General features: G+C 72.8%; 22 protein-coding genes and 1 tRNA gene. 9 read left to right on the top strand and 14 right to left on the bottom strand.

Annotation, left to right across the window (positions count from 1 at the left end; genetic code table 11):
• Positions 1-18: 18 nt before the first annotated feature.
• Positions 19-528 carry a GNAT family N-acetyltransferase gene (locus Psi01_RS04985; protein WP_204062732.1) on the top strand — a complete coding sequence of 170 codons (510 nt, stop codon included), beginning with the start codon at positions 19-21 and terminating at the stop codon, positions 526-528.
• A 21-nt stretch (positions 529-549) separates the two neighbouring features.
• Here Psi01_RS04985 and Psi01_RS04980 read toward each other — a convergent pair whose 3' ends face one another.
• Positions 550-1,287: a TetR/AcrR family transcriptional regulator gene (locus Psi01_RS04980; RefSeq protein ID WP_204062731.1), complete on the bottom strand. Its 738-nt coding sequence runs from the start codon at positions 1,285-1,287 to the stop codon at positions 550-552.
• 97 nt (positions 1,288-1,384) lie between these two features.
• Here Psi01_RS04980 and Psi01_RS04975 point away from each other — a divergent pair, with 97 nt between their 5' ends.
• Positions 1,385-3,013 carry an ATP-binding cassette domain-containing protein gene (locus Psi01_RS04975; RefSeq protein WP_204062730.1) on the top strand — a complete coding sequence of 543 codons (1,629 nt, stop codon included), beginning with the start codon at positions 1,385-1,387 and terminating at the stop codon, positions 3,011-3,013.
• 114 nt (positions 3,014-3,127) lie between these two features.
• On the opposite strand, the gene Psi01_RS04970 is transcribed toward Psi01_RS04975, so the two are convergent.
• The 4 genes from Psi01_RS04970 to Psi01_RS04955 all read right to left on the bottom strand — a co-directional run bounded on the left by Psi01_RS04970 (position 3,128) and on the right by Psi01_RS04955 (position 6,129).
• Positions 3,128-3,200, bottom strand: a tRNA-Ala gene (locus Psi01_RS04970).
• 121 nt (positions 3,201-3,321) lie between these two features.
• Positions 3,322-4,836 (bottom strand): vWA domain-containing protein, encoded by a 1,515-nt coding sequence (locus tag Psi01_RS04965; protein ID WP_204062729.1) that lies wholly within the window; start codon positions 4,834-4,836, stop codon positions 3,322-3,324.
• A gap of 99 nt (positions 4,837-4,935) precedes the next feature.
• The gene (locus Psi01_RS04960; protein ID WP_204062728.1) at positions 4,936-5,469 is read right to left on the bottom strand and encodes a TIGR03086 family metal-binding protein; all 534 of its coding nucleotides are present in this window, start codon (positions 5,467-5,469) and stop codon (positions 4,936-4,938) included.
• A gap of 87 nt (positions 5,470-5,556) precedes the next feature.
• Positions 5,557-6,129, bottom strand: coding sequence for a rhodanese-like domain-containing protein (locus Psi01_RS04955; RefSeq protein WP_204062727.1), 573 nt, complete (start codon positions 6,127-6,129; stop codon positions 5,557-5,559).
• A gap of 156 nt (positions 6,130-6,285) precedes the next feature.
• On the opposite strand from Psi01_RS04955, the gene ftrA reads away from it, so the two are divergent.
• Positions 6,286-7,272, top strand: coding sequence for a transcriptional regulator FtrA (ftrA, locus tag Psi01_RS04950; protein WP_204062726.1), 987 nt, complete (start codon positions 6,286-6,288; stop codon positions 7,270-7,272).
• 31 nt (positions 7,273-7,303) lie between these two features.
• Here ftrA and Psi01_RS04945 read toward each other — a convergent pair whose 3' ends face one another.
• The gene (locus tag Psi01_RS04945; RefSeq protein WP_239127101.1) at positions 7,304-8,242 is read right to left on the bottom strand and encodes a helix-turn-helix domain-containing protein; all 939 of its coding nucleotides are present in this window, start codon (positions 8,240-8,242) and stop codon (positions 7,304-7,306) included.
• Positions 8,243-8,348: 106 nt separating this feature from the next.
• On the opposite strand from Psi01_RS04945, the gene Psi01_RS04940 reads away from it, so the two are divergent.
• Positions 8,349-8,972: an HD domain-containing protein gene (locus Psi01_RS04940; RefSeq protein ID WP_239127099.1), complete on the top strand. Its 624-nt coding sequence runs from the start codon at positions 8,349-8,351 to the stop codon at positions 8,970-8,972.
• A gap of 91 nt (positions 8,973-9,063) precedes the next feature.
• On the opposite strand, the gene Psi01_RS04935 is transcribed toward Psi01_RS04940, so the two are convergent.
• The 3 genes from Psi01_RS04935 to Psi01_RS04925 form a co-directional block, all read right to left on the bottom strand.
• A complete protein-coding gene (locus tag Psi01_RS04935) occupies positions 9,064-10,698 on the bottom strand; it encodes a RecQ family ATP-dependent DNA helicase (protein ID WP_204062725.1) in 1,635 nt (544 codons plus the stop codon).
• Between the two features lie 107 nt (positions 10,699-10,805).
• Positions 10,806-11,681: an ABC transporter permease gene (locus tag Psi01_RS04930; protein ID WP_204062724.1), complete on the bottom strand. Its 876-nt coding sequence runs from the start codon at positions 11,679-11,681 to the stop codon at positions 10,806-10,808.
• A complete protein-coding gene (locus tag Psi01_RS04925; RefSeq protein WP_204062723.1) occupies positions 11,678-12,643 on the bottom strand; it encodes an ATP-binding cassette domain-containing protein in 966 nt (321 codons plus the stop codon). The genes Psi01_RS04930 and Psi01_RS04925 overlap by 4 nt, the downstream gene beginning before the upstream one ends.
• 72 nt (positions 12,644-12,715) lie before the next feature.
• Here Psi01_RS04925 and Psi01_RS04920 point away from each other — a divergent pair, with 72 nt between their 5' ends.
• On the top strand, positions 12,716-13,528 hold the full coding sequence (locus Psi01_RS04920) for a TetR/AcrR family transcriptional regulator (RefSeq protein WP_204062722.1): 813 nt from the start codon (positions 12,716-12,718) through the stop codon (positions 13,526-13,528).
• On the opposite strand, the gene Psi01_RS04915 is transcribed toward Psi01_RS04920, so the two are convergent.
• Positions 13,489-13,932 carry a MerR family transcriptional regulator gene (locus Psi01_RS04915; protein ID WP_204062721.1) on the bottom strand — a complete coding sequence of 148 codons (444 nt, stop codon included), beginning with the start codon at positions 13,930-13,932 and terminating at the stop codon, positions 13,489-13,491. The two genes, Psi01_RS04920 and Psi01_RS04915, sit on opposite strands and share 40 nt — an antisense overlap.
• Positions 13,933-14,032: 100 nt before the next feature.
• Here Psi01_RS04915 and Psi01_RS04910 point away from each other — a divergent pair, with 100 nt between their 5' ends.
• Positions 14,033-15,292 (top strand): serpin family protein, encoded by a 1,260-nt coding sequence (locus Psi01_RS04910; protein ID WP_204062720.1) that lies wholly within the window; start codon positions 14,033-14,035, stop codon positions 15,290-15,292.
• Between the two features lie 96 nt (positions 15,293-15,388).
• On the opposite strand, the gene Psi01_RS04905 is transcribed toward Psi01_RS04910, so the two are convergent.
• Together Psi01_RS04905 and Psi01_RS04900 are read right to left on the bottom strand one after the other, a co-directional pair.
• Positions 15,389-16,222 carry an SCO6745 family protein gene (locus Psi01_RS04905; RefSeq protein WP_204062719.1) on the bottom strand — a complete coding sequence of 278 codons (834 nt, stop codon included), beginning with the start codon at positions 16,220-16,222 and terminating at the stop codon, positions 15,389-15,391.
• A gap of 70 nt (positions 16,223-16,292) precedes the next feature.
• Positions 16,293-17,033 (bottom strand): SAM-dependent methyltransferase, encoded by a 741-nt coding sequence (locus Psi01_RS04900; protein ID WP_239127097.1) that lies wholly within the window; start codon positions 17,031-17,033, stop codon positions 16,293-16,295.
• Between the two features lie 106 nt (positions 17,034-17,139).
• On the opposite strand from Psi01_RS04900, the gene Psi01_RS04895 reads away from it, so the two are divergent.
• The 3 genes from Psi01_RS04895 (at position 17,140) to Psi01_RS04885 (ending at position 19,537) form a co-directional block, all read left to right on the top strand.
• Positions 17,140-18,042, top strand: a complete 903-nt coding sequence (locus Psi01_RS04895; RefSeq protein WP_204062717.1) for a YndJ family protein — start codon at positions 17,140-17,142, stop codon at positions 18,040-18,042.
• Between the two features lie 42 nt (positions 18,043-18,084).
• Positions 18,085-18,618: a DUF1990 domain-containing protein gene (locus Psi01_RS04890; protein WP_204062716.1), complete on the top strand. Its 534-nt coding sequence runs from the start codon at positions 18,085-18,087 to the stop codon at positions 18,616-18,618.
• A 100-nt stretch (positions 18,619-18,718) separates the two neighbouring features.
• Complete coding sequence (locus Psi01_RS04885) at positions 18,719-19,537, top strand: MerR family transcriptional regulator (RefSeq protein WP_204062715.1); 819 nt, start codon at positions 18,719-18,721, stop codon at positions 19,535-19,537.
• A gap of 43 nt (positions 19,538-19,580) precedes the next feature.
• Here the strand turns inward: Psi01_RS04885 and Psi01_RS04880 are convergent, their stop codons facing one another.
• Positions 19,581-20,483, bottom strand: coding sequence for an oxidoreductase (locus Psi01_RS04880; RefSeq protein ID WP_204062714.1), 903 nt, complete (start codon positions 20,481-20,483; stop codon positions 19,581-19,583).
• Between the two features lie 48 nt (positions 20,484-20,531).
• Positions 20,532-21,539, bottom strand: a complete 1,008-nt coding sequence (locus tag Psi01_RS04875) for a diacylglycerol/lipid kinase family protein (protein WP_204062713.1) — start codon at positions 21,537-21,539, stop codon at positions 20,532-20,534.
• Positions 21,540-21,700 lie beyond the last annotated feature (161 nt).

The raw sequence follows: 21,700 nt of genomic DNA, 5'->3' as shown, positions 1-21,700 counted from the left end.
ATCGGTAGCTTGGCCGTCATGAATCACGTCCTGACGACGGAGCGCCTGGTCCTGCGTCCGGCCACCCTGCACGACCGGGCCCGATTGACGGACCACTGGAACAGCGAGGAAGTGCGACGCTTCCTCTTCGACGGGGCGGTCCTGTCCGATGCGGAGATCACCAAGGTCATCGGGGACAGCACGCGGGACTTCGCCGCAGCGGGTTACGGGCTGTGGCTGATCCGGCAGAAGGAGAGACCCGACGTGGTCGGCACAGCCGGACTGCGGCCGCTGGAGCAGCTCGGGCTCGAGGTCGTCTACAGTCTGGCGCCGGCCGTGTGGGGCAGGGGATACGCCACCGAGGCCGCCGGCGCGGTGGTGGAATACGCTCTCGGTCCTCTCGGACTACCCGAGGTGCTGGCGGAGGTCGACGAGGGCAACGTCACCTCGATCGCGGTCGTCGAGCGGCTCGGCATGACGCCGTTCGCGACGGTGCCCGGCCTGCTGGGCCCGATGGTCCGCTATCGCAGGACGGCCCGATCCGGGTGATCGGACGGGCTCTCGGCCGTCTCACGCTCGCGCCGCACCACCGGCACCGGCGATGCCGGCCTCGATACCGTCGAGAAGCCAGGTCAGGCCGAGAGCGAAACCGGCGTCCCAGTCGCCTTCCACGACGAGAGGGCCGTGGGCGGCGAGAGCCGGGTAGCGCTCCCGGTTGGCGTCCAGATACTCCCGGGCGGCGCTCCGCACATCCCGTTCCGCGTCGGCCGGCCAGGTGGCCTGCATCAGCCCGGAGCCGATGACGTAGTTGGACAGCCCGTACGCCGCGGCGGTGAGGCGGGGTTCGACGACCCCGGCCTCCAGGAGGGTCGCGTACAGGAACTCGGTGCGGGCCAGCACGTTGGGGCCCAGCATCGGACGGCTCAGCAGCGCCGCCGACCAGGAGTGCCTCAGCAGGACCGCGCGCCATCCGTTGATCAGCGCGGTGACGTCGGCGCGCCACCCCTCGTCGCTCTTCGGCGGGATCCCGACCTCGGCGAAGATCGCATCCAGGGCGAGATCGAGGACGTCGTCCTTGGTCTTCACATGCCAGTACAGCGTGGTGGAGCCGGTGCCCAGCCGCTCGGCCAGGCGTCGCATGGTCAGCCGGTCGGCGCCTTCGGCGTCCAGGAGGGCCACGGCCTCCTGGACGATCCGGTCCCGGCTGAGCGGCGGGGCGTCGCGTCCCGTTCGCGCAGACGGCCGCAGCCATACGTCCCCTGCCGCTCCCGCGCGACGTGCTCCCTGATCTGTCTTGCTCGTGTCCACGGGCGTGAGTCTAGTATGAGGATCGGGTACCGGATCGTTGGTCTAGTCACTAGAACACCGATCCGGAAGCGTGGGAAGCCCGTATCAGGGAGGCGCCGTGGCAGGACACGTCGAGGTGGACCGGCTGACCTATGTGCTGCCGGACGGGCGACTGCTCCTGCGCGAGGTGTCGTTCCGCGTCGGCGACGGGGTCAAGGCCGCCCTCGTGGGGCCGAACGGCGCGGGCAAGACCACCCTGCTGAGGCTGATCGCCGGAGATCTGCGACCGGACGACGGCCGCGTGGTCTCCTCCGGAGGGCTGGGGGTGATGCGGCAGTTCATCGGCGGCGTCCGCGACGACCGGAGCGTGCACGACCTGCTGCTGTCGGTGGCGCCGGACCGGGTCCGGGCCGCCGCCGCGGCCCTGGAGCAGGCGGAGGCGGCACTGGCCGCCCGCGACGACGAGGCGGCGCAGCTGGCCTACGCGCAGGCCGCCGCCGACTACGCCGACGCCGGCGGCTACGACATGGAGGTCGTCTGGGACGTGTGCGCCACAGAGTCCGTGGGCCCGCCCTACGACGCGATCCGGGACCGCCCGGTGACCTCCCTGTCAGGGGGTGAGCAGAAGCGCCTCGCCCTGGAGGCCCTGCTGCGCGGCCCGGACGAGGTCCTGCTGCTGGACGAGCCGGACAACTACCTGGACGTGCCCGGCAAGCAGTGGCTGGAGGCCCGGCTGCGGGCCACGGCCAAGACCGTGCTGCTGGTCTCCCACGACCGCCGGCTCCTGGCTGAGGCCGCCGACCGCATCGTGACCGTGGAGGACCGGGGCGTCTGGATCCACGGCGAGGGCTTCGCCACCTACGCCGAGGCCCGCCGGGAGCGCATCAGCCGCCTGGAGGAACGGCGCCGCCGCTGGAACGAGGAGCACGCCAAGCTCAAGCAGCTGGTGCGCACCCTGCAGCAGACCGCGGCCAGCAACGACGCGCTGTCCTCGGCCTACCGGGCCGCGCGCACCCGGCTGAGCCGCTTCGAGGAGACCGGTCCGCCCCAGCGCCCGCCCAGGGCGCAGAACGTGCGGATCCGGCTGCGCGGCGGCCGTACCGGCAAACGCGCCGTCATCTGCCGGAACCTGGAGCTCACCGGTCTGATGCGGCCGTTCGACGCGGAGATCTGGTACGGCGAGCGCGTCGGGGTGCTCGGCTCCAACGGCTCGGGCAAGTCCACCTTCCTGCAACTGCTGGAGCAGGCCGCCGACGGCGCGGTGCCCGCCGTGCGGCACAGCGGTTCGGTGCGGCTGGGAGCGCGCGTGGCGCCCGGCAGGTTCGTGCAGACCCACGCCCGGCCTGATCTGCACGGTCACACTCCGGCCGAGCTGGTCATGACCGGTCATGCGCTCACGCTGAACGAGGCGATGGCCACCCTGGCCCGCTACGAGCTCGCCCCCGCGGCCGGCCAGCGGTTCGAGACGCTGTCGGGCGGCCAGCAGGCCCGGCTGCAGATCCTGCTGCTGGAGCTGTCCGGTGCCACCCTTCTGCTGCTGGACGAGCCCACCGACAACCTGGACCTGGCCAGCGCCGAGGCCCTGCAGCAGGGCCTGGCCTCCTTCTCCGGCACCGTGCTGGCCGTCACCCACGACCGCTGGTTCGCCGCCGACTTCGACCGCTTCCTGATCTTCGCCGCCGACGGGACGGTCTACGAGAGCGACGAGCCGGTCTGGCACGAAGGCCGGGTCGAACGCGCCTACTGAGATCGCAGACCGTCCCGCCCGGTGCCGGATCGATCGGCGGTGGTGGAGAGGCGGAAAACGGCGAGATCCCGCCCGATCGAAGTGATCGGACGGGATCTCGGCTGCTTCACGCTGTGGAGCTATGGGGATTCGAACCCCAGACCTCCTCCATGCCATGGAGGCGCGCTACCAGCTGCGCCATAGCCCCTGGGTGACCACCGGGGCGTTCACCCCTGCGGCACCCCGCCAGTGTATAGGACAACGCTCCGCACCCCGTAACCGCGAGGCGCGGAGCGAGTCCGGTCGTATGCGGTGCCGTACCCGCTCGGTCAGCCGAGTGTCGCGGCCCTGCCGATCAGGTCGGCGAGTTCGGTCACCATCGGGTCCTCGGTGGTCCTCGCCAGGCGGGTGGCGTGGCCGGCCAGGTCGGCGGTCGCCACTCCGGCCAGCGACTCGCGGGTGCGCAGGTGCTCGGCGAACGCCGCCGCCACCACGTCGACCTGGAACCTCGGCGAGGCCGACTCCCACAGGGAGGGCGACAGGTCCGCCGCGTCCAGGGACCGGCCGGCCTCGGTGGGGCGGCGGGTGTCGGGGTCCTGCCAGCGTACGGTCGCCGTGCCGAGCCGGCCCGAGGCGCCCTCGCGCAGCCGTACGCGGTACAGGGCCGTCACCGAGTGGCCGGGACCGATCTCGCCGCCGTCCTTGGCGTCGTCGCGGAAGTCCTCGGTCGCCAGCTCGCGGTTCTCGTAGCCGACGAGGCGGTAGGACTCCACCACCGAGGGGTTGAAGACGACCTGCGCCTTGGCGTCGCGGGCCCGCAGGTCGAGGGTGGTGGCGAGCTGCTCGACGAAGACCTTGCGCGCGTCGTCGACCGAGCTGACGTAGACGGCGGCGCCGTCGCCGTTGTCGGCGAGCTGCTCCATCAGCTCGTCGCCGTACTCGCGGCCGACGCCCACGCACAGCAGGGTGATCTCCTTGCCGGCGTACTCCCTCACCCGGTCCAGGATGCCCTGCCAGCTCGTGTCGCCGGTGTTGGCCAGACCGTCCGACAGCAGGATGACCCGGTTGGTGGCCATGGACCTGAACGTCCGGGAGGCCTCGGTGTAGCCGCTGGTCAGGCCCGCCTCCACGTTCGTCGAGTCCTGTACGGCGAGGCCGTCGACGGCCGAGTGCAGCCTGTCCCCGTCGGTCGCCGGGGTCATGGCGACGACCGTCTCGGCCTGGTCGCTGAAGGCCACGATCGAGATCTGGTCCCCCGGGCCGAGCTGGTCGACGAGCTTGTGCAGGGCCTCCTTGACCAGGTCGAGCCGCCCGGGCTCGCCCATCGAGCCGGACACGTCCACCACGAAGGTCAGGTTCGCCGGGCGCCGCGCCTCCGGATCGGCCCTGCGCGTCTGCAGGCCGACCCGGACCAGCGCGGTGCCCTCCTCGGGCGTCCTGGCACCGTCGACGTGTACGGCGAAGCCGTCGTCACCCGGCTCCGGATAGTCCTGCCGGAAGGAGTTGACGAACTCCTCGGGCCGGACCTGGGAGGGCTCGGGCAGGCGGCCCTCCTGGATGGTCCGCCGGGCGTAGCCGTAGGAGGCGGTGTCCACGTCGAGGGCGAAGGTGGAGATCTGCTCGGCACCGGTGTCCGGCTTCTCGCTCTCCTCGCGCGGGCTCTCCCGCACGGTGGCCGAGTCGTTCCCCCCGGCCGACGCCTCAGGCGGCGCGGGCCGGGCGGCCTCGGCGTCCATCGAGGGCACGTTGACGGATCGGCCGCCCGAGCTGTCCGCCCCGCCACAGGCGGCGGCGGACAGCAAAGCGAGAACGGCACAAGCGATGACGAACGGACGTGATCTCATATCGCCTCCGTAGGATGCGTGTCACCTCCTACGACGACGAATCCCGCACACGGGCCGGGTGCTTGACCCAAGCGAGTGCGAACCGTGTTCGGCGCGTGATCAGGGCTTCCAGCCGGGGTCCCGGCCGGTCAGCCCGAGGGCGCGCTCGAAGTGCGGGGCGTCCTGCGGCACGGCGACCTCGTCGCCGAACACCCCGTTCTGCCGGGCCATCGGGGCCATCTGCTCGGCGTAGACGAACATCGCCTCGCCGGTCTCCTTGTCCACCTCGTAGTCCTGCCCGGTGGCTCTGGCCAGGTCCCAGCCGTGGAAGACCAGGTCGCCCAGGCCCATCTGGAAGACCACGGTCATCGGCAGCCCCATCCCGGGGCTCTCCCCCTCGAACGCCTCCTGCTTCGACCAGCCCGCGACCATCCCCTCGACCCTGCTCTCGAGGGCCCCGGGCTCGTTGTCCTCCGGCGGCATGGGCTTCTTGTCGGCCAGCGCCTCGAACATCAGCGCCACCCAGGACAGGTGACCGAGCAGGGTCCGGACGTCGTACTCGGCGCAGGGGGTCGGCAGGCCGTACTGGTCCTCCCGGATCCCGCGGACCACGTTCACCGTGCGAGCGGCCGCACGCGACAGCATCTCGTTCATGAGAACCATCCTTCCTTCCGAACCCCGGATTGTCCCGGGGAATCGGAACCGAAGATCGATGGTCTCGCGCCGCCGGTACGGCCGGGGTCAGCAGGCGCAGGCGACGCCGGAGACCGGGGCGGTCAGGGGGTCGGCCGGCCGGCGGGAGACGCCGTCGGCGGTCTCCACCGGGAAGCCCTCGCGGGCCCAGTACTCGAAGCCGCCCAGCATCTCCTTGACCGGATAGCCGAGCCGGGCGAACTCCAGGGCGGCCCGGGTGGCGCCGTTGCAGCCGGGGCCCCAGCAGTAGGTCACCACGGTCACCCCGGCGGGGACCGTCCCGGCCGCGCGGGCGGCGATCTCGGCGGTGGGCAGGTGCACGGCGCCCTCGATGCGGCCCTGCTCCCAGCTCTCCCGGCTGCGGGAATCGATCACGATGACGTCGCCGGCCCCGGCGGCCAGCGCGGCGGCGACGTCGGACACGTCGGTCTCGAACGCCAGACGGGCGGCGAAGTGGGCGAGCGCGGCGGCGTTCCCGGCAGCCGGGACGGCCGTGACGGCGGAGCGGGGCGCAGCCTGCCCGGGCGCGGCGGGTTCGGCCTGTACGGCGGTGGATCCGGGTACGGCCTGCGCGGAGGCGGCGGGGGCGGGGGCGGGGGCGGGAACGGAAGCGGCGGACATCATCCGGCCTTTCTGTCGAGAGGGTCGGGACGGTCGGGTCTGTCGTCGGGCCCGGCGGCCCTCCCCGCAGAGCGGGAAGGGCGACAGGGAAATGCTGCTGGCACCGGGCCGACCGGCACCAGTGGCGTGAATGCCGCTTATCGCTAAGATTTCGCCATGCTGCTCCCCCTGCCCGCGCCGCGCCGCCCGCGCCACGCGGTCTCCGTCCTGGCCTTCGACGGCATGGCCCCCTTCGAGCTGGGATGCGTGGTGGAGATCTTCGGCATCCCCCGCCCCGAGCTGGAGGTGCCCTGGTACGACCTCACGGTCTGCGCCGAGACCCCCGCCGACCTGCGGGTCGTGGGCGGCTTCACCATGCGGGCCGAGCACGGGCTCGAGACGCTGGCCGCGGCGGACACGGTGATCGTCCCCGGGGTCCCGGACGTACGGGGCGAGGTCTCCCCCGGGGTGACCGCCGCGCTGCGGGCCGCGCGGGAGCGGGGCGCGAGGATCGTGTCGATCTGCTCGGGCGCCTTCGCGCTGGCCGCCGCGGGACTGCTGGACGGGCGGGAGGCGACGACCCACTGGCGGTACGCCGAACTGCTCCAGCGCAGGTTCCCCCGCGTGCGGGTGAACCCCGACGTGCTCTACGTGGACGGCGGCGACGTGCTGACCAGCGCGGGCAGCGCGGCCGGGCTGGACCTGCTGGTCCACCTCGTGCGCAGGGACCACGGGCCGGGCGTGGCCAACACGGTCGCGCGCCGGCTGGTCATCCCGCCGCACCGGGACGGCGGCCAGGCCCAGTTCGTCGAGGCGGCCGTCGCTCCGGTGGAGGACGACGACGCCGTGGCCGCCGCGATGGACTGGGCCCTTGAACACCTATCCGAGCCCCTCACGGTCGCCGACCTGGCCGGGGCCGCCCGCATGTCGCAGCGGACCTTCATCCGTCACTTCGGCCGCCAGACCGGCACCAGCCCGCTGCGCTGGGTCATCTCCCAGCGGATCGCGGCCAGTCTCACCCTGCTGGAGTCCACCGCCGCCCCGGTCGAGGAGATCGCCGCCGCGGTCGGCTTCGACAGCCCGGCGACCTTCCGCCACCACTTCGGCAGGGCGATGCGCACCTCCCCGTCGGCCTACCGCCGGGCCTTCCGCCCCTCCGCCTGAAACACGGCCCGCGCCCGGGACACGGCGCCCCTCACCCGGCGGCGCGCAGGGCGGCCGCCAGCCAGGCGAAGTCCTCGCCGTGGGACGGCTTGGGCGGGCGGCCGTTGACGAGGGCCATCAGGCGGCGGTAGCGCTCGGCCTCGCCGTACAGCCCCGTCTCCAGCCGCCGCAGCACGGCGGCCCGCCCGGCCTCGTCCATGTCGCCCATCAGCCGGTCGAGGACGTCGGCGGCCTCGGGCGAGTCCGGGGCCACGCCGCGCTCCCGCGCCTCGCCCACCAGCCGGACGACCTTCTTGGCGAACCACATGGACGCACCGGACTCCCGCTGCGGCCCCTCCCCGGCGCGTCCCCGGGCGTTGTGCTCCACCATCTCGCGCATCCGCCGCCGGAAGCCCGGATCCCGTACCAGCCCGGCCAGCTCCACCCAGGCGTCGACCTGCTCGGGGGTGGGATCGTCGGGCAGGTCCACGGCGGTGTGGTTCATCCGCTGCCCGATGTCCGGATCGGCGTCCACGCCGCCGAAGACCTCGGCCACGAACCCCTCGATGATCCGCCGGCGCTCCTCGGCCGACAGGCGTGCCAGATCGTTCAACAGTTTCATCTCCTCCGTGCCGCACTGCCGCCTGACCACGGTGCCGAGCACCGCGCGCCGTAGCCGCAGCGTGCGGATCTGCGCGTCCAGCGCCTTGATGTGGACGGCCGCGACGGCCGCGACCGTGGTCTCCCGCTCCAGCACCCGGCGCACGTCCCGCAGGCCGAGCCCCAGCTCCCGCAGCGTGCGGACCAGTTCGAGCCGGGCGACGGACCCGGCGTCGTAGAGGCGGTAGCCGCCCTCGCTGCGGCCCGCCGGAGGGAGCGCGCCGATGTCGGACCAGTAGCGGATGGTGCGCACCGGCGTCCCGGTGCGCGCGGAGAGCTCCCCGATGGTGAACGCCTCCGGGCCGCCGTCGTCCATACAGCCGTCGCTCATACAGCCGAGTGTGGGCCTTCCAGCGGCTGGAAGCTCAAGCCCCCATTCACGGGGAAGCGTTATCTACGCTCTAGGGACCGATCCAGAAGGAAAAGGGGGACTTTCCGTGGCGGAGGAACTGACGGGCCTGGCCGGACTGCTCTACGAGATGGGTCTGCTCAAACGCTATCGGCGCACCGGCTGGCTGGTCGCCGGGGTGCGCGATCCGGAGAGCGTCGCCGACCACTCGTTCCGGACGGCGGTCATCGCGAGCGTGATCGCCGCTCTGGAGGGCGGTGACCCGGAGCGCGCGGCGTTCATGAGCCTGTTCCACGACACCCAGGAGACGCGCATCACCGACATCCCCTACCTCGGCAAGCGCTATCTGACGGCGGCGCCGAACGAGCAGGTCACCGCCGACCAGACGCGCGGCCTGCCGGGGGTCGTGGCGGACATGGTGGGCGGCGCGGTGCGGGAGTACGAGGCCAGGGCCAGCCGCGAGGCCGTCTGCGCCCGCGACGCCGACAAGCTGGAGTGCCTGATCCAGGCCGTCGAGTACCGCGAGCAGGGCAACCACAACGTCCAGCCGTGGATCGACAGCTCCCTGGCCCAGCTGACCACGGAGACCGCCAAGCGCCTGGCGGAGGAGGTGCTGCGCACCGGGTCGCTGGAGTGGGTGACGCACGCCCTCAACGGGGAGCGTGATCCCGGCGGCCCGGACCTCGCCGCCGGCGTGGAGCGCGAGGCCTGACCCGCCCCGGCGCCCGGCCCGCGGGACCGCCCCCGCAGTCGCCGTACCGCGGAACGACCCTGCGGCGGAACGACCCTGCGGCGGGGCGGGCTCAGCCGGCCACCAGCAGGTTCTCGCGCTCGACGGCCTCCAGCAGGAGCGTCTTGTAGCCGACCTCGTCGAACAGCACCGTGACCCGGTCGGACTCCCTGCTCATCACCGTCCCCGGCCCCCAGGCGCTGTGCCGTACCCGGGCGTGCATCTCGAAGGGGCCCTCGCTCTCGGGCGCCTCGGCCTCGCCCGCCCGGCAGGTGTCGCAGGTGCCGCAGAGCCGCTCGTACGGCTCGCCGAAGTACTCCAGCAGGAAGCGGCGCCGACACCCGGTGGTCTCGGCGTAGGCGCGCATCATCTCGATGCGCGACTCGTCGATGCGACGGCGGTTGTCCTCCAGCTCCACGGCCCGCTCGACGGCGCGCTCGGGATCGGGCCCGCCGGAGGACCGGCGCAGGTCGCCCTTGGCGGTGACCTCGACGGCGCCCGCGCGTTCCAGGAGGTTCACCGCGCGGGTCAGGCGGGTGGCGCTGACGCCGAGCAACTCGCGCAGCTCCCGGACGGGGACGGTGCCGCCGTGCTCGCCGACCAGCGTCGCGATCCGCAGCATCAGCTCCTCGTCGGCCCGCCCCGCGGCGAAGAACCGTCGCAGCCCCAGGTCCTCGGACCGGTAGAACAGCACCGCGGCGGCCGGCTCCCCGTCCCTGCCGGCCCGGCCGATCTCCTGGTAGTAGGAGTCCGGCGACTCCGGCGGCGCGGCGTGCAGGACGAAGCGCACGTCGGGCTTGTCGATGCCCATGCCGAACGCCGAGGTCGCCACGACGACGTCCAGCTCGTCGTCGCGGAACATCTCGTGGACGCGGTGACGGTCGGCCGCCTTCATCCCCGCGTGGTACGGCTCCGCCCGGCGGCCCGCCTCGCGCAGCTCGGCGGCGTACTCCTCGGTGGCCCGGCGGGTGGCGACGTAGACCAGGCCCGTCCCGGACCGGTCGGCGGCCTCGCGCACCAGCTCCCGCCGCAGGTCGTCGTCGGAGACGAAGCGGCGTACCGACAGCTCCAGGTTGGGCCGGTCGAACCCGCGCACGACCTGCCGGACGTCCCGCAGCCCCAGGGAGGCGATGATCTCCTCGCGCACCGCCGGGGTCGCCGTGGCGGTCAGCGCCACCACCGGCGGGTGGCCCAGCCGCTCGATGACCTGGCCGAGCCGCAGATAGTCGGGGCGGAAGTCGTGGCCCCAGGCCGACACGCAGTGCGCCTCGTCGATGGCCACCAGCGAGGGGCGGGCGGCGCGCAGCCGCTCCACCGTCTCGGGCTTGGCCAGCTGCTCGGGGGCCAGGAACACGAACTCGGTACGGCCCGCCCGCACCCCCTCCAGCAGCTCCTCCCCGCCGGACTGGGCGGAGTTGATCGCCACCGCCCCGCCCGCGTCGGCCTCCACCAGCCCCGCGACCTGGTCGCGCTGCAGGGCGATGAGCGGGGAGACGACCACCGTCGGACCGTCGAGCAGCAGGGCGGGCACCTGGTAGACGGCCGACTTCCCGGCCCCGGTCGGCATGACCACCAGGGCGTCCCCGCCCTTCATCAGGTGGGTCATGGCCTCCACCTGCCCGGGCCGCAGTTCGCGCCAGCCGAACACCTCGCGGGCCTTGGCGCGCAGCCGCCCGGCCCGCGACCCGAACCTGCCCCTGATCCCCATGCACTTCCGCCTCTCCTCGTGCCCGCCACCAGCTACCCGCGGATCGGCGTGATAGTCGGCGGCGGGCCGGGAGTCCTCGCCGGTCAGCGCCGCACCGGAAGGTCCGGTCAGCGCCGCGACAGGCGGTAACGGCGCACGGAGAGCGGCAGGAACACCGCGACGATCACCAGGGGCCAGACCACGGCCATGAGCATCGCGTTCTGGGCGATCCAGGAGTCGCCGCCCATGCCGGGGTTGCCGAACAGCTCGCGGGTCGCCGCCACCGTGGAGGACAGGGGGTTCCACGCGGCGATGGTGCCCAGCCAGCCCGGCATCATCTCCGGCGCCACGAAGGCGTTGGAGATCATCGTGAGCGGGAACAGCAGCGCGTAGAGGTTGCCCGCCGTCTCCGGGCTCTTGGCGATCAGCCCCATGTAGATGCCGACCCAGATGAACGCGAACCTGAGCAACAGCAGCAGGCCGATCCCGGCCAGCGTCTCGGCCAGGCTCCCGTGCGCCCGCCAGCCCACGACGAAGCCGCAGCCGATCAGCACGACGAGGTCCATGACGGAGTTGAGCATGTCGGCTCCGCTCCGCCCGACCACCACTCCCGACCGGGCCATCGGCATCGCCCGGAACCGGTCGGCGATGCCCTTGGCGGCGTCGGTGGTGACGGCCATCATCGTGTTGCCGATGCCGAACATCATGGTCATGCCGAACATGCCCGGCAGCAGGAACTCGCGGTAGTCCCCGCCGCCCGGCACGACCATGGCGCTGCCGAACACGTAGCCGAACAGCAGCACCGAGACCATCGGGTACATCAGCCCCCACACGATGTAGGAGGGCTCGCGCACCCAGTGGATCAGATAGCGGCGGGTGACGGTCCAGCTGTCGGAGACCGCCCACCGGACCCGCGACAGCGGGGAGATCGTGAGCGTCCCGGGCAGGGGGCCGCCGGGCGGCCCCCCGGCGGCCGTCGTCCTGGACGAGGTGGTCGATGTCATGCGTTCGCCTCCTGTTCCGCCCGGTGCCCGGTCAGCCGCATGAACACCTCGTCCAGGGTCGGCCGCCGCAGGGCGATGTCCTCCACCGTGACGCCGGCGTCGTCGAGGGCGCGGACCGCCTCGGTGAGCGTGGTGACGCGGTGCCGCACCGGGGCGCTGACCCGGCGGGCGTCGTGCCCGACGTCGGGCTCGGCCCCGCAGACGCGCGCGACGATCGCGACGGCCGCGGCCAGTTCGCCGCCGTCGGCGACCACCACGTCGAGCTGGTCGCCTCCGATCGTGGACTTGAGCCGCTCCGGCGACCCCTCGGCGATGACCCGGCCGCTCTCGATCACCGCGATCTGGTCGGCGAGCCGGTCGGCCTCCTCCAGGTACTGGGTGGTCAGCAGCACCGTGGTGCCGCCTTCGACCAGCGAGCGGATCGCCTCCCAGACCTCGACGCGGCCGCGCGGGTCCAGGCCCGTGGTCGGCTCGTCGAGGAAGAGCACCTGCGGCGCCATGATCAGGCCGGCCGCCAGGTCGAGCCTGCGGCGCATGCCGCCGGAGTAGTGCTTGACGGATTTCCCGCCCGTCTCGGCCAGCCCGAACCGCTCCAGCAACGCGTCCGCGCGGCGGCGGGCCTCGGCCCCGCCGAGATGGTAGAGCCGCCCGAACATCTCCAGGTTCTGCCGGCCGCTGAGGATCTCGTCGACCGCCGGGCTCTGCCCGATCACCCCGATCCGGTAGCGCACCTCGGCCGCCTGCCGTACGACGTCGAACCCGGCGACCTCGGCGCGGCCCCCGTCGAACTCCAGCAGCGTGGCCAGGATCCGCACCGCCGTGGTCTTGCCGGCCCCGTTGGGGCCGAGCAGCCCGCAGACCGCGCCTTCGCGGACGGTCAGGTCGAATCCGTCCAGCGCCTTGGTCTGCTTGTACTCCTTCCGAAGTCCCTCGGCGACGATCGCCGATCCGTTCGGAGTCACCTTCGGCCCCCTTACTGGGTACGGTGTACGAAGTTATGCGTACAGACTACGCAGTTTTATGATGAACGCAATATGTCGACGGAATACAGCGGTGGCGGCGACCTGACGTTCAGCCTCAAGGTGATGTGGGGCGGCAGGGAGAAACCCACCCGCGGACCCAAGCCCGGCCTCAGCGTGGAGCGGATCGTCCAGGCCGCGATCCAGGTCGCCGACGCCGAGGGGCTTGCCGCGCTGTCGATGCGCCGCATCGCCACCGAGCTCGGCGTCGGCACCATGTCGCTCTACCGCTACGTGCCGGGCAAGAACGAGCTCGTCGACCTCATGCTCGACGCGGCGTACGGCGAGGACCTCGAACCGGACAAGACCCCGGAGCAGGAGGCCGAGGCCCTGCGGGAGAAGGGCTGGCGGGCCGGGCTGGAGAAGATCGCCCGGGGGGCGTGGGCGCTGCACCTGCGCCACCCGTGGATCCTGCAGGTCTCCCAGGCCCGGCCGGTGCTGGGCCCCAGCTCGATCAAGGGCCTGGAGATCGCCCTGCGCGTGCTCGACGGCATCGGCCTGGACGAGTTCGAGATGATGAAGATGATCACTCTCGTCGACGGCTACGTGACCGGCACCGCCCGCATCATCGTGGAGGCGGGCAGGGCCGCGCAGCAGACCGGCGTCAGCGACGAGCAGTTCTGGCAGGCGCAGGAGCCGTTCATGATGCGCCTGCTGGACGACGGGCGCTTCGCGACGCTCCGGCGCATCGCCGACGCGGGCGTGTTCGCCGATGTGAGCGGCGGGGACCCGTCGGACGGCGACGGCTTCGAGTTCGGCCTGCAGCGGGTGCTGGACGGCATCGAGGCCTACGTGAACGCGGGCCCCGGCGGGCGCGGCGCCTCCTGACGGCCCGCCCCCTCCCCCGCCAGCATCCGCTGGAACCGCGGGCAGGTGAAGAAGTCCTCCCTGGGGCACTCCAGGACGTGCTCGATCAGCTCCATCGACGCGCGGAGCCGCTCCATCCGCCCGGCCAGCACGGCCAGGTGCCCGGTGAGGATCTCTCGCCTGCGCGCCCCGTCGCCCGCGGTCACCAGCAGGCGGATCTGCTCCAGCGAGGCCCCGGTCTCCTTCGCCCGCACGATCAGCGCGACCCTGGCCTCGTCCTCGGGGCCGTAACGGCGCCGCCCACCGGCCTGGCGGGCCGGGCTGAGCAGGCCCACCGCCTCCCAGTGGCGCAGGACGTGCGTGGCCAGGCCGTGGCGGCCGGCCAGTTCCCCGATGGAGAGCAGCTCTCCGGCGGTCGACTTCATGTTCACATTAACTTGCATGGTGGGGCCGGGGTCAATCCTGGAGAGGAAACGATCGGGACCGGCCGGTGAACCGTACGGCGCCGGCGGACGTTTGAAGGGCATGACTCGTCGCGCGTTCGCTCTCGGCCTGCTGGCCGTCGCCGCCCTCGCCGCATGCGGCGTGTCCGAACCCCGCGTGATCACCGCCGAGGGGGTCGGGCGGGAGACCCCGGCCGGGGCTCCGGTCAGCAACCTGCAGCCCGCCCTGGCCGCCTTCGGCCACAGGCTGTTCACCGCGGTCGCCGAGCCCGGGACCAACACGGTGCTGTCCCCGCTGAGCATCGCCTACGCGTACGGCATGGCCAGGGCCGGCGCGGACCCGGCGACCGGGGCCGAGCTGGACGAGGTCTTCGGCTTCCCCTCGGAGGGACCGCACTCGGCGTTCAACACGCTCTCCCGCGTCATCACCACGACCGACGGGCCGCCGCCGGTCCCCGACCGGGACGCGGTGCGGGACGCACAGGACCCGGACGACCAGCCGCAGCCGCCGGTGGTCAGTCTCGGGGGCGCCCTGTTCGTCCAGGACGGGCTGGCGGTCAGGCAGGAGTTCCTGCGCGTGCTCGCCGCCAAGTACGGCACGGGCGCGCGTCAGGTGGACTTCACCGGGGACGCCGCCGGCGCGATCAACGCCTGGGCCGACGAGCAGACCGCGGGACGGATCAAGCGGGTGTTCGACCGGCTCGACCCGCGCACGAAGCTGGTCATCGCGAACACCCTCTATCTCAAGGCCGACTGGGCCCTGCCGTTCACCGACCCGCCGCAGGAGGACGGGAGCTTCACCCGGGCCGACGGCACGGTGGTGCGCACGGCCCTGATGCGACAGGAGAACGAGTTCCGCTACGCGAGCGGGCCCGGCTGGCAGGCCGTCGAACTGCCCTACGCCGAGAGCGGGCTGGCCATGTGGATCCTGCTGCCGGAGGCGGGCGGCTCCCCCGGCGACCGGCTCGCCCCCGAGGCGCTCGCCAAGACGGCCGAAGGACTGAAGAAGACCAGGGTGCGGGTCGTCATGCCCCGCTGGGACTTCTCCACCGGGCTGGACCTGGCCGAGTCGCTGGGGGGCCTCGGGCTCAAGAGCACCGGTTACTCCGGCATCGCCGACGGCCTCTTCCTGCAGCAGGCGGTCCACCGGGCGAACGTGACCGTGGACGAGTGGGGCACCGAGGCCGCCGCGGTCACCGGCATGGCCTTCGCCGTCTCGGCCCCGCCGCCCGCCGAGGTCGAGGTCCGCGCCGACCGGCCGTTCGCCTTCGCGATCGTCCACCTGCCGACGCGGGTCCCGCTCTTCGTCGGCCAGGTCGCCGACCCTGCCGCGACGGGCTGACCGGACCGGCGCCCCGTGTTAGGGGCGCCGGACAGTGACAAGCCGGACAGTGACAAGCCGGACAGCGACGGGCCGGACAGCGACGGGCCGGGCGGGTCAGCCGCCGATGTTCAGCAGGCCCGCGCCGACCACGGCGCGGCCGAAGGGGCGGGCCAGCTCGGCCAGGCGGGCGAGCTCCTCGTCTTCGAGCGCGGCGTAGGCGGGCAGGGCCAGCTCGTCGGTGCGGTCCTCGATGCGCTGCCGCAGCGCCCGTCCCTGCTCGGTGAGCTCGTCACCGGCCAGCAGCCCGCGCCCGCGCAGCGCCTCCTCGGCCGCCGCCCACTCCTCCTCCGGCCAGGCGCGGCTGAACTTCAGGAAGATCGTCGGCACGCCCCCGGAGGCACCGTGCAGGACCAGCGCCTCCAGCGGCCCGACCCCCTCGGCGAGCAGGGTCGCGACGTGGCCGTCGCCCCGGAACTCGCGCAGCAGGGTCTGGGCGTGCCACAGCTCCAGCAGCGGGTCGTCGGGCCAGGGCAGTGTGGCGTGCGCCGCGAACAGCGGCCGGCCCTGCGGGTGCTCGCAGGCGCGCTCGGCCGCCCGGCGGGCCAGCGCGACCGTCTCGGCCAGGCCGGGCACCCCGTCGATCCCGCCCCGGCGCAGCGCCGCGCCGGCGGCGTCGTAGCGGGCCTGGAGGATCTTCTCGGGGGTCACGACCTCCCAGGCGGCCGGCAGCGCCCGCCGTACCAGCGCGGGGCAGAAGTTGTAGAAGGTCGCGATGACCAGCTCCGGCGAGGCGGTGCCGAACGCCGCCGAGCGGGAGGCGAAGTATCCCGCGTGGACGTCCAGGCCCAGAGCGGCGTAGCGCTCGGTGGCCTCGGGCACGAAGTAGATCATCCCGTGGACGGGCTCCAGACGGCGCCAGGCCTGCCGGGCGAGCTGGACGTCGGTCATGATGCCTCCGGGCGGTCGGCGGTCGTTCCAGAACAGTTTTCTAGAACATATTTCTACCGGCCGGTAACCGTCAACGACGGCGCACCACGAAGACGCCCCAGCCGAGATACCGCCTGCCGTACTCCACGTGGAAGCGGCGCGAGCCCTCCAGGAAGGCGCGGACGTCCACGACGTCGGGATCATCGGGGTTGGCGCGCAGCCAGTCGCTCAGCGTCCACCACTGGCTGGCGACGTAGCGGTCCCAGCTGTCCCGGTCGGCCAGGACCATCTCCAGTACCTCGGTCCCGGCCGCCTCGAACCTGTCGAAGGTCCCGGCCAGCGAGGCGAACTCCTCCGGCGCGAAGCCGAAGGCCTCGTGGGCCCCCGCGGGCGGCTCGGAGATCCAGTACGGCTCGCCGACGAGGAGGATCCCGTCGTCCTTGAGCGCGGGGAGCATCAGCTTGACGGTTCCCTCCAGGCCGCCGCCGATCCACGTCACCCCGAGGCAGGACACGACGTCGAAGGAGCCCGGCTCGGCCCGGTAGGCGCCGGCGTCCCCGTGCTCGAAGCGCACCCGCCCGCTCACCCCGAGCTCCGCGGCCCTGGCCCTGGCGCCGTCGAGGAAGACCTCGCTGATGTCGACCCCGACCCCCTCGATCCCGTGGGCCCGCGACCACTGGCAGAGCATCTCCCCCTTCCCGCAGCCCAGGTCGAGCAGCCGCATGCCGGACCGGAGCCGGGCGACCTCACCGAGCAGGGCGAGCTTGTCGTCGGTGAACGGGTTGAGGATGCGATGACCGCTCTCGGCGATCTCATGGAAACGCAGTGACATGCCCGCCATGCTCCCCCCACCGCGTCAGCCCGCCAACCGGTTATCTCCGGCCGGGTGCTACCGTGAGGGAGTCAGGATTTGAACGTGTTCAAAATTGGAGGGCGCCATGCGTCCCCTGCTCGACGCGGTTCTGACGATCGGGATGCTCGTGGTGGTCCCGGCCGGTCTGCGCCTGCTCCGAGTGCCCCCGTGGCTGCCGCCGGTGTGGTGGGCCGGCGCGCTGCCGGGCGCGGCCTCCCTGTGGCTGGAACGCGGTCCCTGGGCGGCCGCCGCGGCCTCGGTCTACGCGCTCGCCACCGTGTGCCTGGCCGTGCAGGCACCGATCCGCCTGTGGTCCCGCTACTCCCCCGCCTCCACGAGCCCGTCCCGTGTCCCCGGCGCCGCGGATCCGTCCGGCTCCCCCGTCGCCCTCCGCGCTCCGGCGCGGCGCCTGCCCGCCCCCGTGGAGGTCGCCGTCCTCACCGCGATGGTCACCCCCGCCGTCGGCGCCGTCGCCCTGGTCGCCGAGCGCGCGGGCCACCCGCTGTGGGGCTTCTCGCTGAAGATCCTGGCGCTCACCGTCGCCCACTTCCACTTCGCCGGCTTCGCCGCCGCGCTCGTCGCGGGGCTGACCTGCCGCGCCGCCGGGGACGGTCCGCTCACACGGGCGGCGGCGCTCAGCGTGCCCGGCGGGACGCTGCTGGTGCTCGGCGGCTACTTCGCAGGCGACTGGGCCGAACTGGCCGGGGCGGCGGTGCTCACCGCGGGTATGTGGCTGGTGAGCCTGCTGACGCTGGCCGAGGTGCGGCGGGGCGGCCACGACCGGCTGAACGGTGTCCTGCTCACCGTGGCGTCCGCGGTCCTGGTGGTCTCGATGCTGCTGGCCATGAGCTGGGCGCTGGGCCAGGCGGCCGGTCTGCCCCATCCGCCGCTGGACTGGATGATCGCCACCCACGGCCTGGCCAACGCCCTCGGGTTCGCCCTGTGCGCGATCGCCGCCCGGCTCAGGCTCCGCCCCGAGCCGCTCTGACCGCCCGCACTCCCACTGCCGCATCCACCGACGAGGAGCACGATGGACCTCCTGCAGCGCTACCGCGACGCCGCCTTCAGCTATCCCGACGTCGGCCTCACCCATCCGGACACCGAGGAGTTCCAGACGGGCGCCGTCCCGCCCGGCTACCGGCGGCTGCGCCACCGGACGCTCATCGGCCGCGGGGAGAGCCTGGAGCGGGCCGCCGAGACCCTGCTGACGTGGCGGGCGCACGCCGGGTGCGGCCTGCGCCCGGTCGCCTCCGCCCCCAGGGCGGCGCGGGGGGTGACCGTGGTCTCGCGCATGGGCCTGGGACCGCTGCGGATCTCCGCGCCCTGCCGGGTCGTGTGGGCGCTGGAGGAGGAGGACCGCGCCGGGTTCGGCTACGGCACCCTGTCCGGGCATCCGGAGAGCGGCGAGGAGGGCTTCCTGCTGGAGCGCGACTCCGGCGGGCGGGTGTGGTTCACGGTGCACGCCTACAGCCGCCCCGGCCGGTGGTACACCCGGATCGCGGGCCCCGCCCCGGTGCTCCTGCAGCACGCCTTCGCCCGCCTGTACGCCCGGGCCCTGCGCTGAGGCCGACCCTCTGGCAGTGTCGGTCCCGACGGCGTCCCCCTGACGGCGTTTCGACGGCGTTGACCCTGACACCGTGTGAGGCCCTACACCTGAAGGCACCATGTTCAGCATCGGAGACTTCGCCCAGCTCGGCCGCGTGTCGATCCGGATGCTGCGTCACTACGACGCGCTCGGGTTGCTCCGGCCGGCCCACGTCGACCCGGCCAGCGGCTACCGGTTCTACCAGGCCGCCCAGCTCGCGCGGCTCAACCGCATCATCGCTCTGAAGGACCTCGGCTTCACCCTGCGGCAGGTGGCCTCGATCCTCGACGAGAAGGTGAGCGCCGAGGAGCTGCACGGCATGGTACGGCTGCGCCGCGCGGAGCTGGAGGAGCGGATCGCGGCCGACGCCGCACGGCTGCTCCGGGTCGAGGCGAGGCTCCGGATGATCGAGAGGGAAGGGCACATGAGCACGGAAGAGGTCATGGTCAAGCGTGTCGCCCCGGTCCGCGTCGCGGAGCTCACCGCGGTCGCGGCCAGCTACGACGGCGAGGACATCGGCCCGGTCATCCAGCCGCTCTACCAGGAGCTGTGCGCGCGGCTGGAACGCGCCGGGGTCGAGATCACCGGCCCGGGCATCGCCTGCTACGAGCCCGGCGACGACGGCAAGGTGGTCGTGCACGCGGGCATGCAGGTCGCCACGGCGCCCCGGGAGGGATTCGACTTCGAGATCGTGGACCTGCCCGCGGTCGAGACAGCCGCCACGATCGTCCACCGCGGCCCGATGGAGGAGGTCGACCCGACCTTCCAGGTCCTGGCTCACTGGATCGAGGAGAACGGCTACCGCCCGGTCGGCCTGGCCCGCGAGGTCTATCTCGACTGCCCGCAGGACCCGAAGGACTGGGTCACCGAGCTGCAGATGACGGTCACCCGGGTCTGAGCGCGCCGACCGGGCCGACCGGGCTGACCGGGCTGGGCGCGCGTCACACCGGATAGGCGACCCCGGTCAGGCGCTCGGACTCCTCCCACAGGCGGGCCTGGACGGCGGTGTCGTGGGAGCGGGCGCTGGAACGGACCCGCTCCGGGTGGCCGCGCATCCCGCCCAGGCTGGACGGGCCGTAGTAGGAGCCGCCCTCGGCCTGCGGATCGGTGGCCGCCCGCAGAGTGGCCAGGGCGCCCATCTCGGGACGCTGGAGCACGAGCCTGCCCGCGGTGTCGTTGAGGAATCGCAGCACCCCGGGCAGGTGGCGGGCCAGCTCGGTCGGGGCCACCCCGGGGTGGGCGGCCAGCGCAGCCGTCTCCGCCCCGGCGGCGGACAGGCGGCGCTGGAGCTCGTAGGTGAACAGCAGGTTGGCCAGCTTCGAGCGGCCGTAGGCGGCGACCCGGTCGTAGGACCGCTCGGAGTGCAGGTCGTCGAAGTCGATGCGGCCCCGGTGGTGGGCCATGCTGGCGACGGTGACGACCCGGGAGCCCGGCACCGGCAGCAGCAGGTCGAGCAGCAGCCCGGTGAGGGCGAAGTGGCCCAGGTGGTTGGTGCCGAACTGCAGCTCGAAGCCGTCCGCGGTGCGGGTCAGGGGCGGCACCATCACCCCGGCGTTGTTGATCAGCAGGTCGACGCGGTCGTGGCGGTCGCGCACCTCCTGCGCCGCCTGCCGTACCGAGTCGAGCGAGGCCAGGTCGAGCCGGAGCACCTCGACCGGGCAGCCGATGAGATCGGCCGCGCGCTCCGCCCTGGCCGTGTCGCGACAGGCGATCACCACCGTGGCGCCCCTGGCGGCGAGCACCCGGGCGGTCTCCAGGCCGATGCCGGAGTTGGCGCCGGTGACCACCGCGATCCTCCCCTTCTGCTCGGGGATGTCGTCCTCGGTCCAGCGGTCCGTGCCCATGGCGCCCACCACTTCCGGATCAGGCGAAGCTTGTGGAGATCACCCTACTCACCGGCTCTTCCCGGCGGGCACTCCGTCGGCGGAGCGGTCACCGGCACGCCTGCCGTTCGCCGCGGCCTCCCCGTCCGCCCCCGGTTCCCCGTCGCGCCCGGAGGCGACCGGCTCGGGGGCGCGGAGGATGAGGCCGCCGGGGACGACCTCGGCGGTCAGCTTGGTGACGGTGCCCTTCGCGCCGCCGTCCAGCTCGTAGGCCATGGGCCTGCCCAGCTTGACGGTGACCTTGCGGGCGCGGGTCATCCGGACGAACGGCGAGGAGTCGGAGCGGCTCACGCTCATCCGGCCGAGCGTGCGGGCCCACTGGATGGGACCGCTGGCCGTGGTGACGCCGACCTCCAGCCAGCCGTCGTCGGGGCGGGCGTCGTCGAAGGCCTCGATGCCGCCGGTGATCGTGCCGACGTTGCCGAACAGCACGCAGCTGGCCTCGCCCTCGAACCAGGGCGTCCCGTCGACCTTGATCTTCGTGGTGACGAGCTCGCCGCGGACGTGCCGCAGCCCGGTCCAGAAGTAGGCCGCCCGGCCCATCCGGTCCTTCAGCCCCCGGTCCGCATCCTTGATCATCTCCGCGTCGAACCCGATCCCGGCCATCACCGCGAAGTGCTCGCCGTTGACCCTGCCGAGGTCGAGCCTGCGGTCCTCGCCGTGGAAGGCGATCCGCACGGCCTCGGGCAGGTCCTCGGGGATGCCGAGGTTCCTGGCGAACATGTTGGCCGTACCGGCGGGGATGATCCCCACCGGCGTCCCGGAGCCCGCGAGCACGTCCACGCAGCGCTGCACCATGCCGTCCCCGCCCCACACCAGGACCAGGTCGGCGCCCTCCTTGAGCACCTTCTTCACCTGCTTGGGCGCCTTCTTGCTCTTGGGGACCTCGTACCAGAGCAGGTTCTCGACGCCCTGGTCGGCCACGAGCCTGCGCAGCTCGTCCAGACCGCCGCCGAGCGACTTCTTCTGGTGGGCGACGACCGCGACCGTGCCGACCTTCCGTCGTCCCTTCTTCATGGTGACCTCCCGCAGCGTCCGTCCCCGAGGTAACCGACCGCTGCCCCGGCCGGCAAGATCCAAACGCCGGGAAGGTCGCCCGCTCTCCGGACGACTCCGCACATTAGGCACTGCATTGACGGCAGTCACGGATTTGTTTAACTTCTGGGCAACGTTGTGAT

It is taken from the genome of Paraplanobispora siamensis, from assembly GCF_016863175.1.
GTDB classification, from domain to species: Bacteria; Actinomycetota; Actinomycetes; order Streptosporangiales; family Streptosporangiaceae; genus Planobispora; species Planobispora siamensis.
Note: the sequence above shows the minus strand (reverse complement) of the source record. Positions and strands in the feature narration are given on the sequence as shown.

Bases quoted from the DNA above. Each gene is read 5' to 3' on its own strand.
- Psi01_RS04985 (WP_204062732.1), top strand. From the start codon at position 19: ATGAATCACGTCCTGACGACGGAGCGCCTGGTCCTGCGTCCGGCCACC.
- Psi01_RS04965 (WP_204062729.1), bottom strand. From the start codon at position 4,836: ATGAGATCACGTCCGTTCGTCATCGCTTGTGCCGTTCTCGCTTTGCTG.
- Psi01_RS04960 (WP_204062728.1), bottom strand. From the start codon at position 5,469: ATGAACGAGATGCTGTCGCGTGCGGCCGCTCGCACGGTGAACGTGGTC.
- Psi01_RS04955 (WP_204062727.1), bottom strand. From the start codon at position 6,129: ATGTCCGCCGCTTCCGTTCCCGCCCCCGCCCCCGCCCCCGCCGCCTCC.
- ftrA (WP_204062726.1), top strand. From the start codon at position 6,286: ATGCTGCTCCCCCTGCCCGCGCCGCGCCGCCCGCGCCACGCGGTCTCC.
- Psi01_RS04945 (WP_239127101.1), bottom strand. From the start codon at position 8,242: ATGAGCGACGGCTGTATGGACGACGGCGGCCCGGAGGCGTTCACCATC.
- Psi01_RS04935 (WP_204062725.1), bottom strand. From the start codon at position 10,698: ATGGGGATCAGGGGCAGGTTCGGGTCGCGGGCCGGGCGGCTGCGCGCC.
- Psi01_RS04930 (WP_204062724.1), bottom strand. From the start codon at position 11,681: ATGACATCGACCACCTCGTCCAGGACGACGGCCGCCGGGGGGCCGCCC.
- Psi01_RS04920 (WP_204062722.1), top strand. From the start codon at position 12,716: ATGTCGACGGAATACAGCGGTGGCGGCGACCTGACGTTCAGCCTCAAG.
- Psi01_RS04915 (WP_204062721.1), bottom strand. From the start codon at position 13,932: ATGAAGTCGACCGCCGGAGAGCTGCTCTCCATCGGGGAACTGGCCGGC.
- Psi01_RS04910 (WP_204062720.1), top strand. From the start codon at position 14,033: ATGACTCGTCGCGCGTTCGCTCTCGGCCTGCTGGCCGTCGCCGCCCTC.
- Psi01_RS04905 (WP_204062719.1), bottom strand. From the start codon at position 16,222: ATGACCGACGTCCAGCTCGCCCGGCAGGCCTGGCGCCGTCTGGAGCCC.
- Psi01_RS04900 (WP_239127097.1), bottom strand. From the start codon at position 17,033: ATGTCACTGCGTTTCCATGAGATCGCCGAGAGCGGTCATCGCATCCTC.
- Psi01_RS04895 (WP_204062717.1), top strand. From the start codon at position 17,140: ATGCGTCCCCTGCTCGACGCGGTTCTGACGATCGGGATGCTCGTGGTG.
- Psi01_RS04890 (WP_204062716.1), top strand. From the start codon at position 18,085: ATGGACCTCCTGCAGCGCTACCGCGACGCCGCCTTCAGCTATCCCGAC.
- Psi01_RS04885 (WP_204062715.1), top strand. From the start codon at position 18,719: ATGTTCAGCATCGGAGACTTCGCCCAGCTCGGCCGCGTGTCGATCCGG.
- Psi01_RS04880 (WP_204062714.1), bottom strand. From the start codon at position 20,483: ATGGGCACGGACCGCTGGACCGAGGACGACATCCCCGAGCAGAAGGGG.
- Psi01_RS04875 (WP_204062713.1), bottom strand. From the start codon at position 21,539: ATGAAGAAGGGACGACGGAAGGTCGGCACGGTCGCGGTCGTCGCCCAC.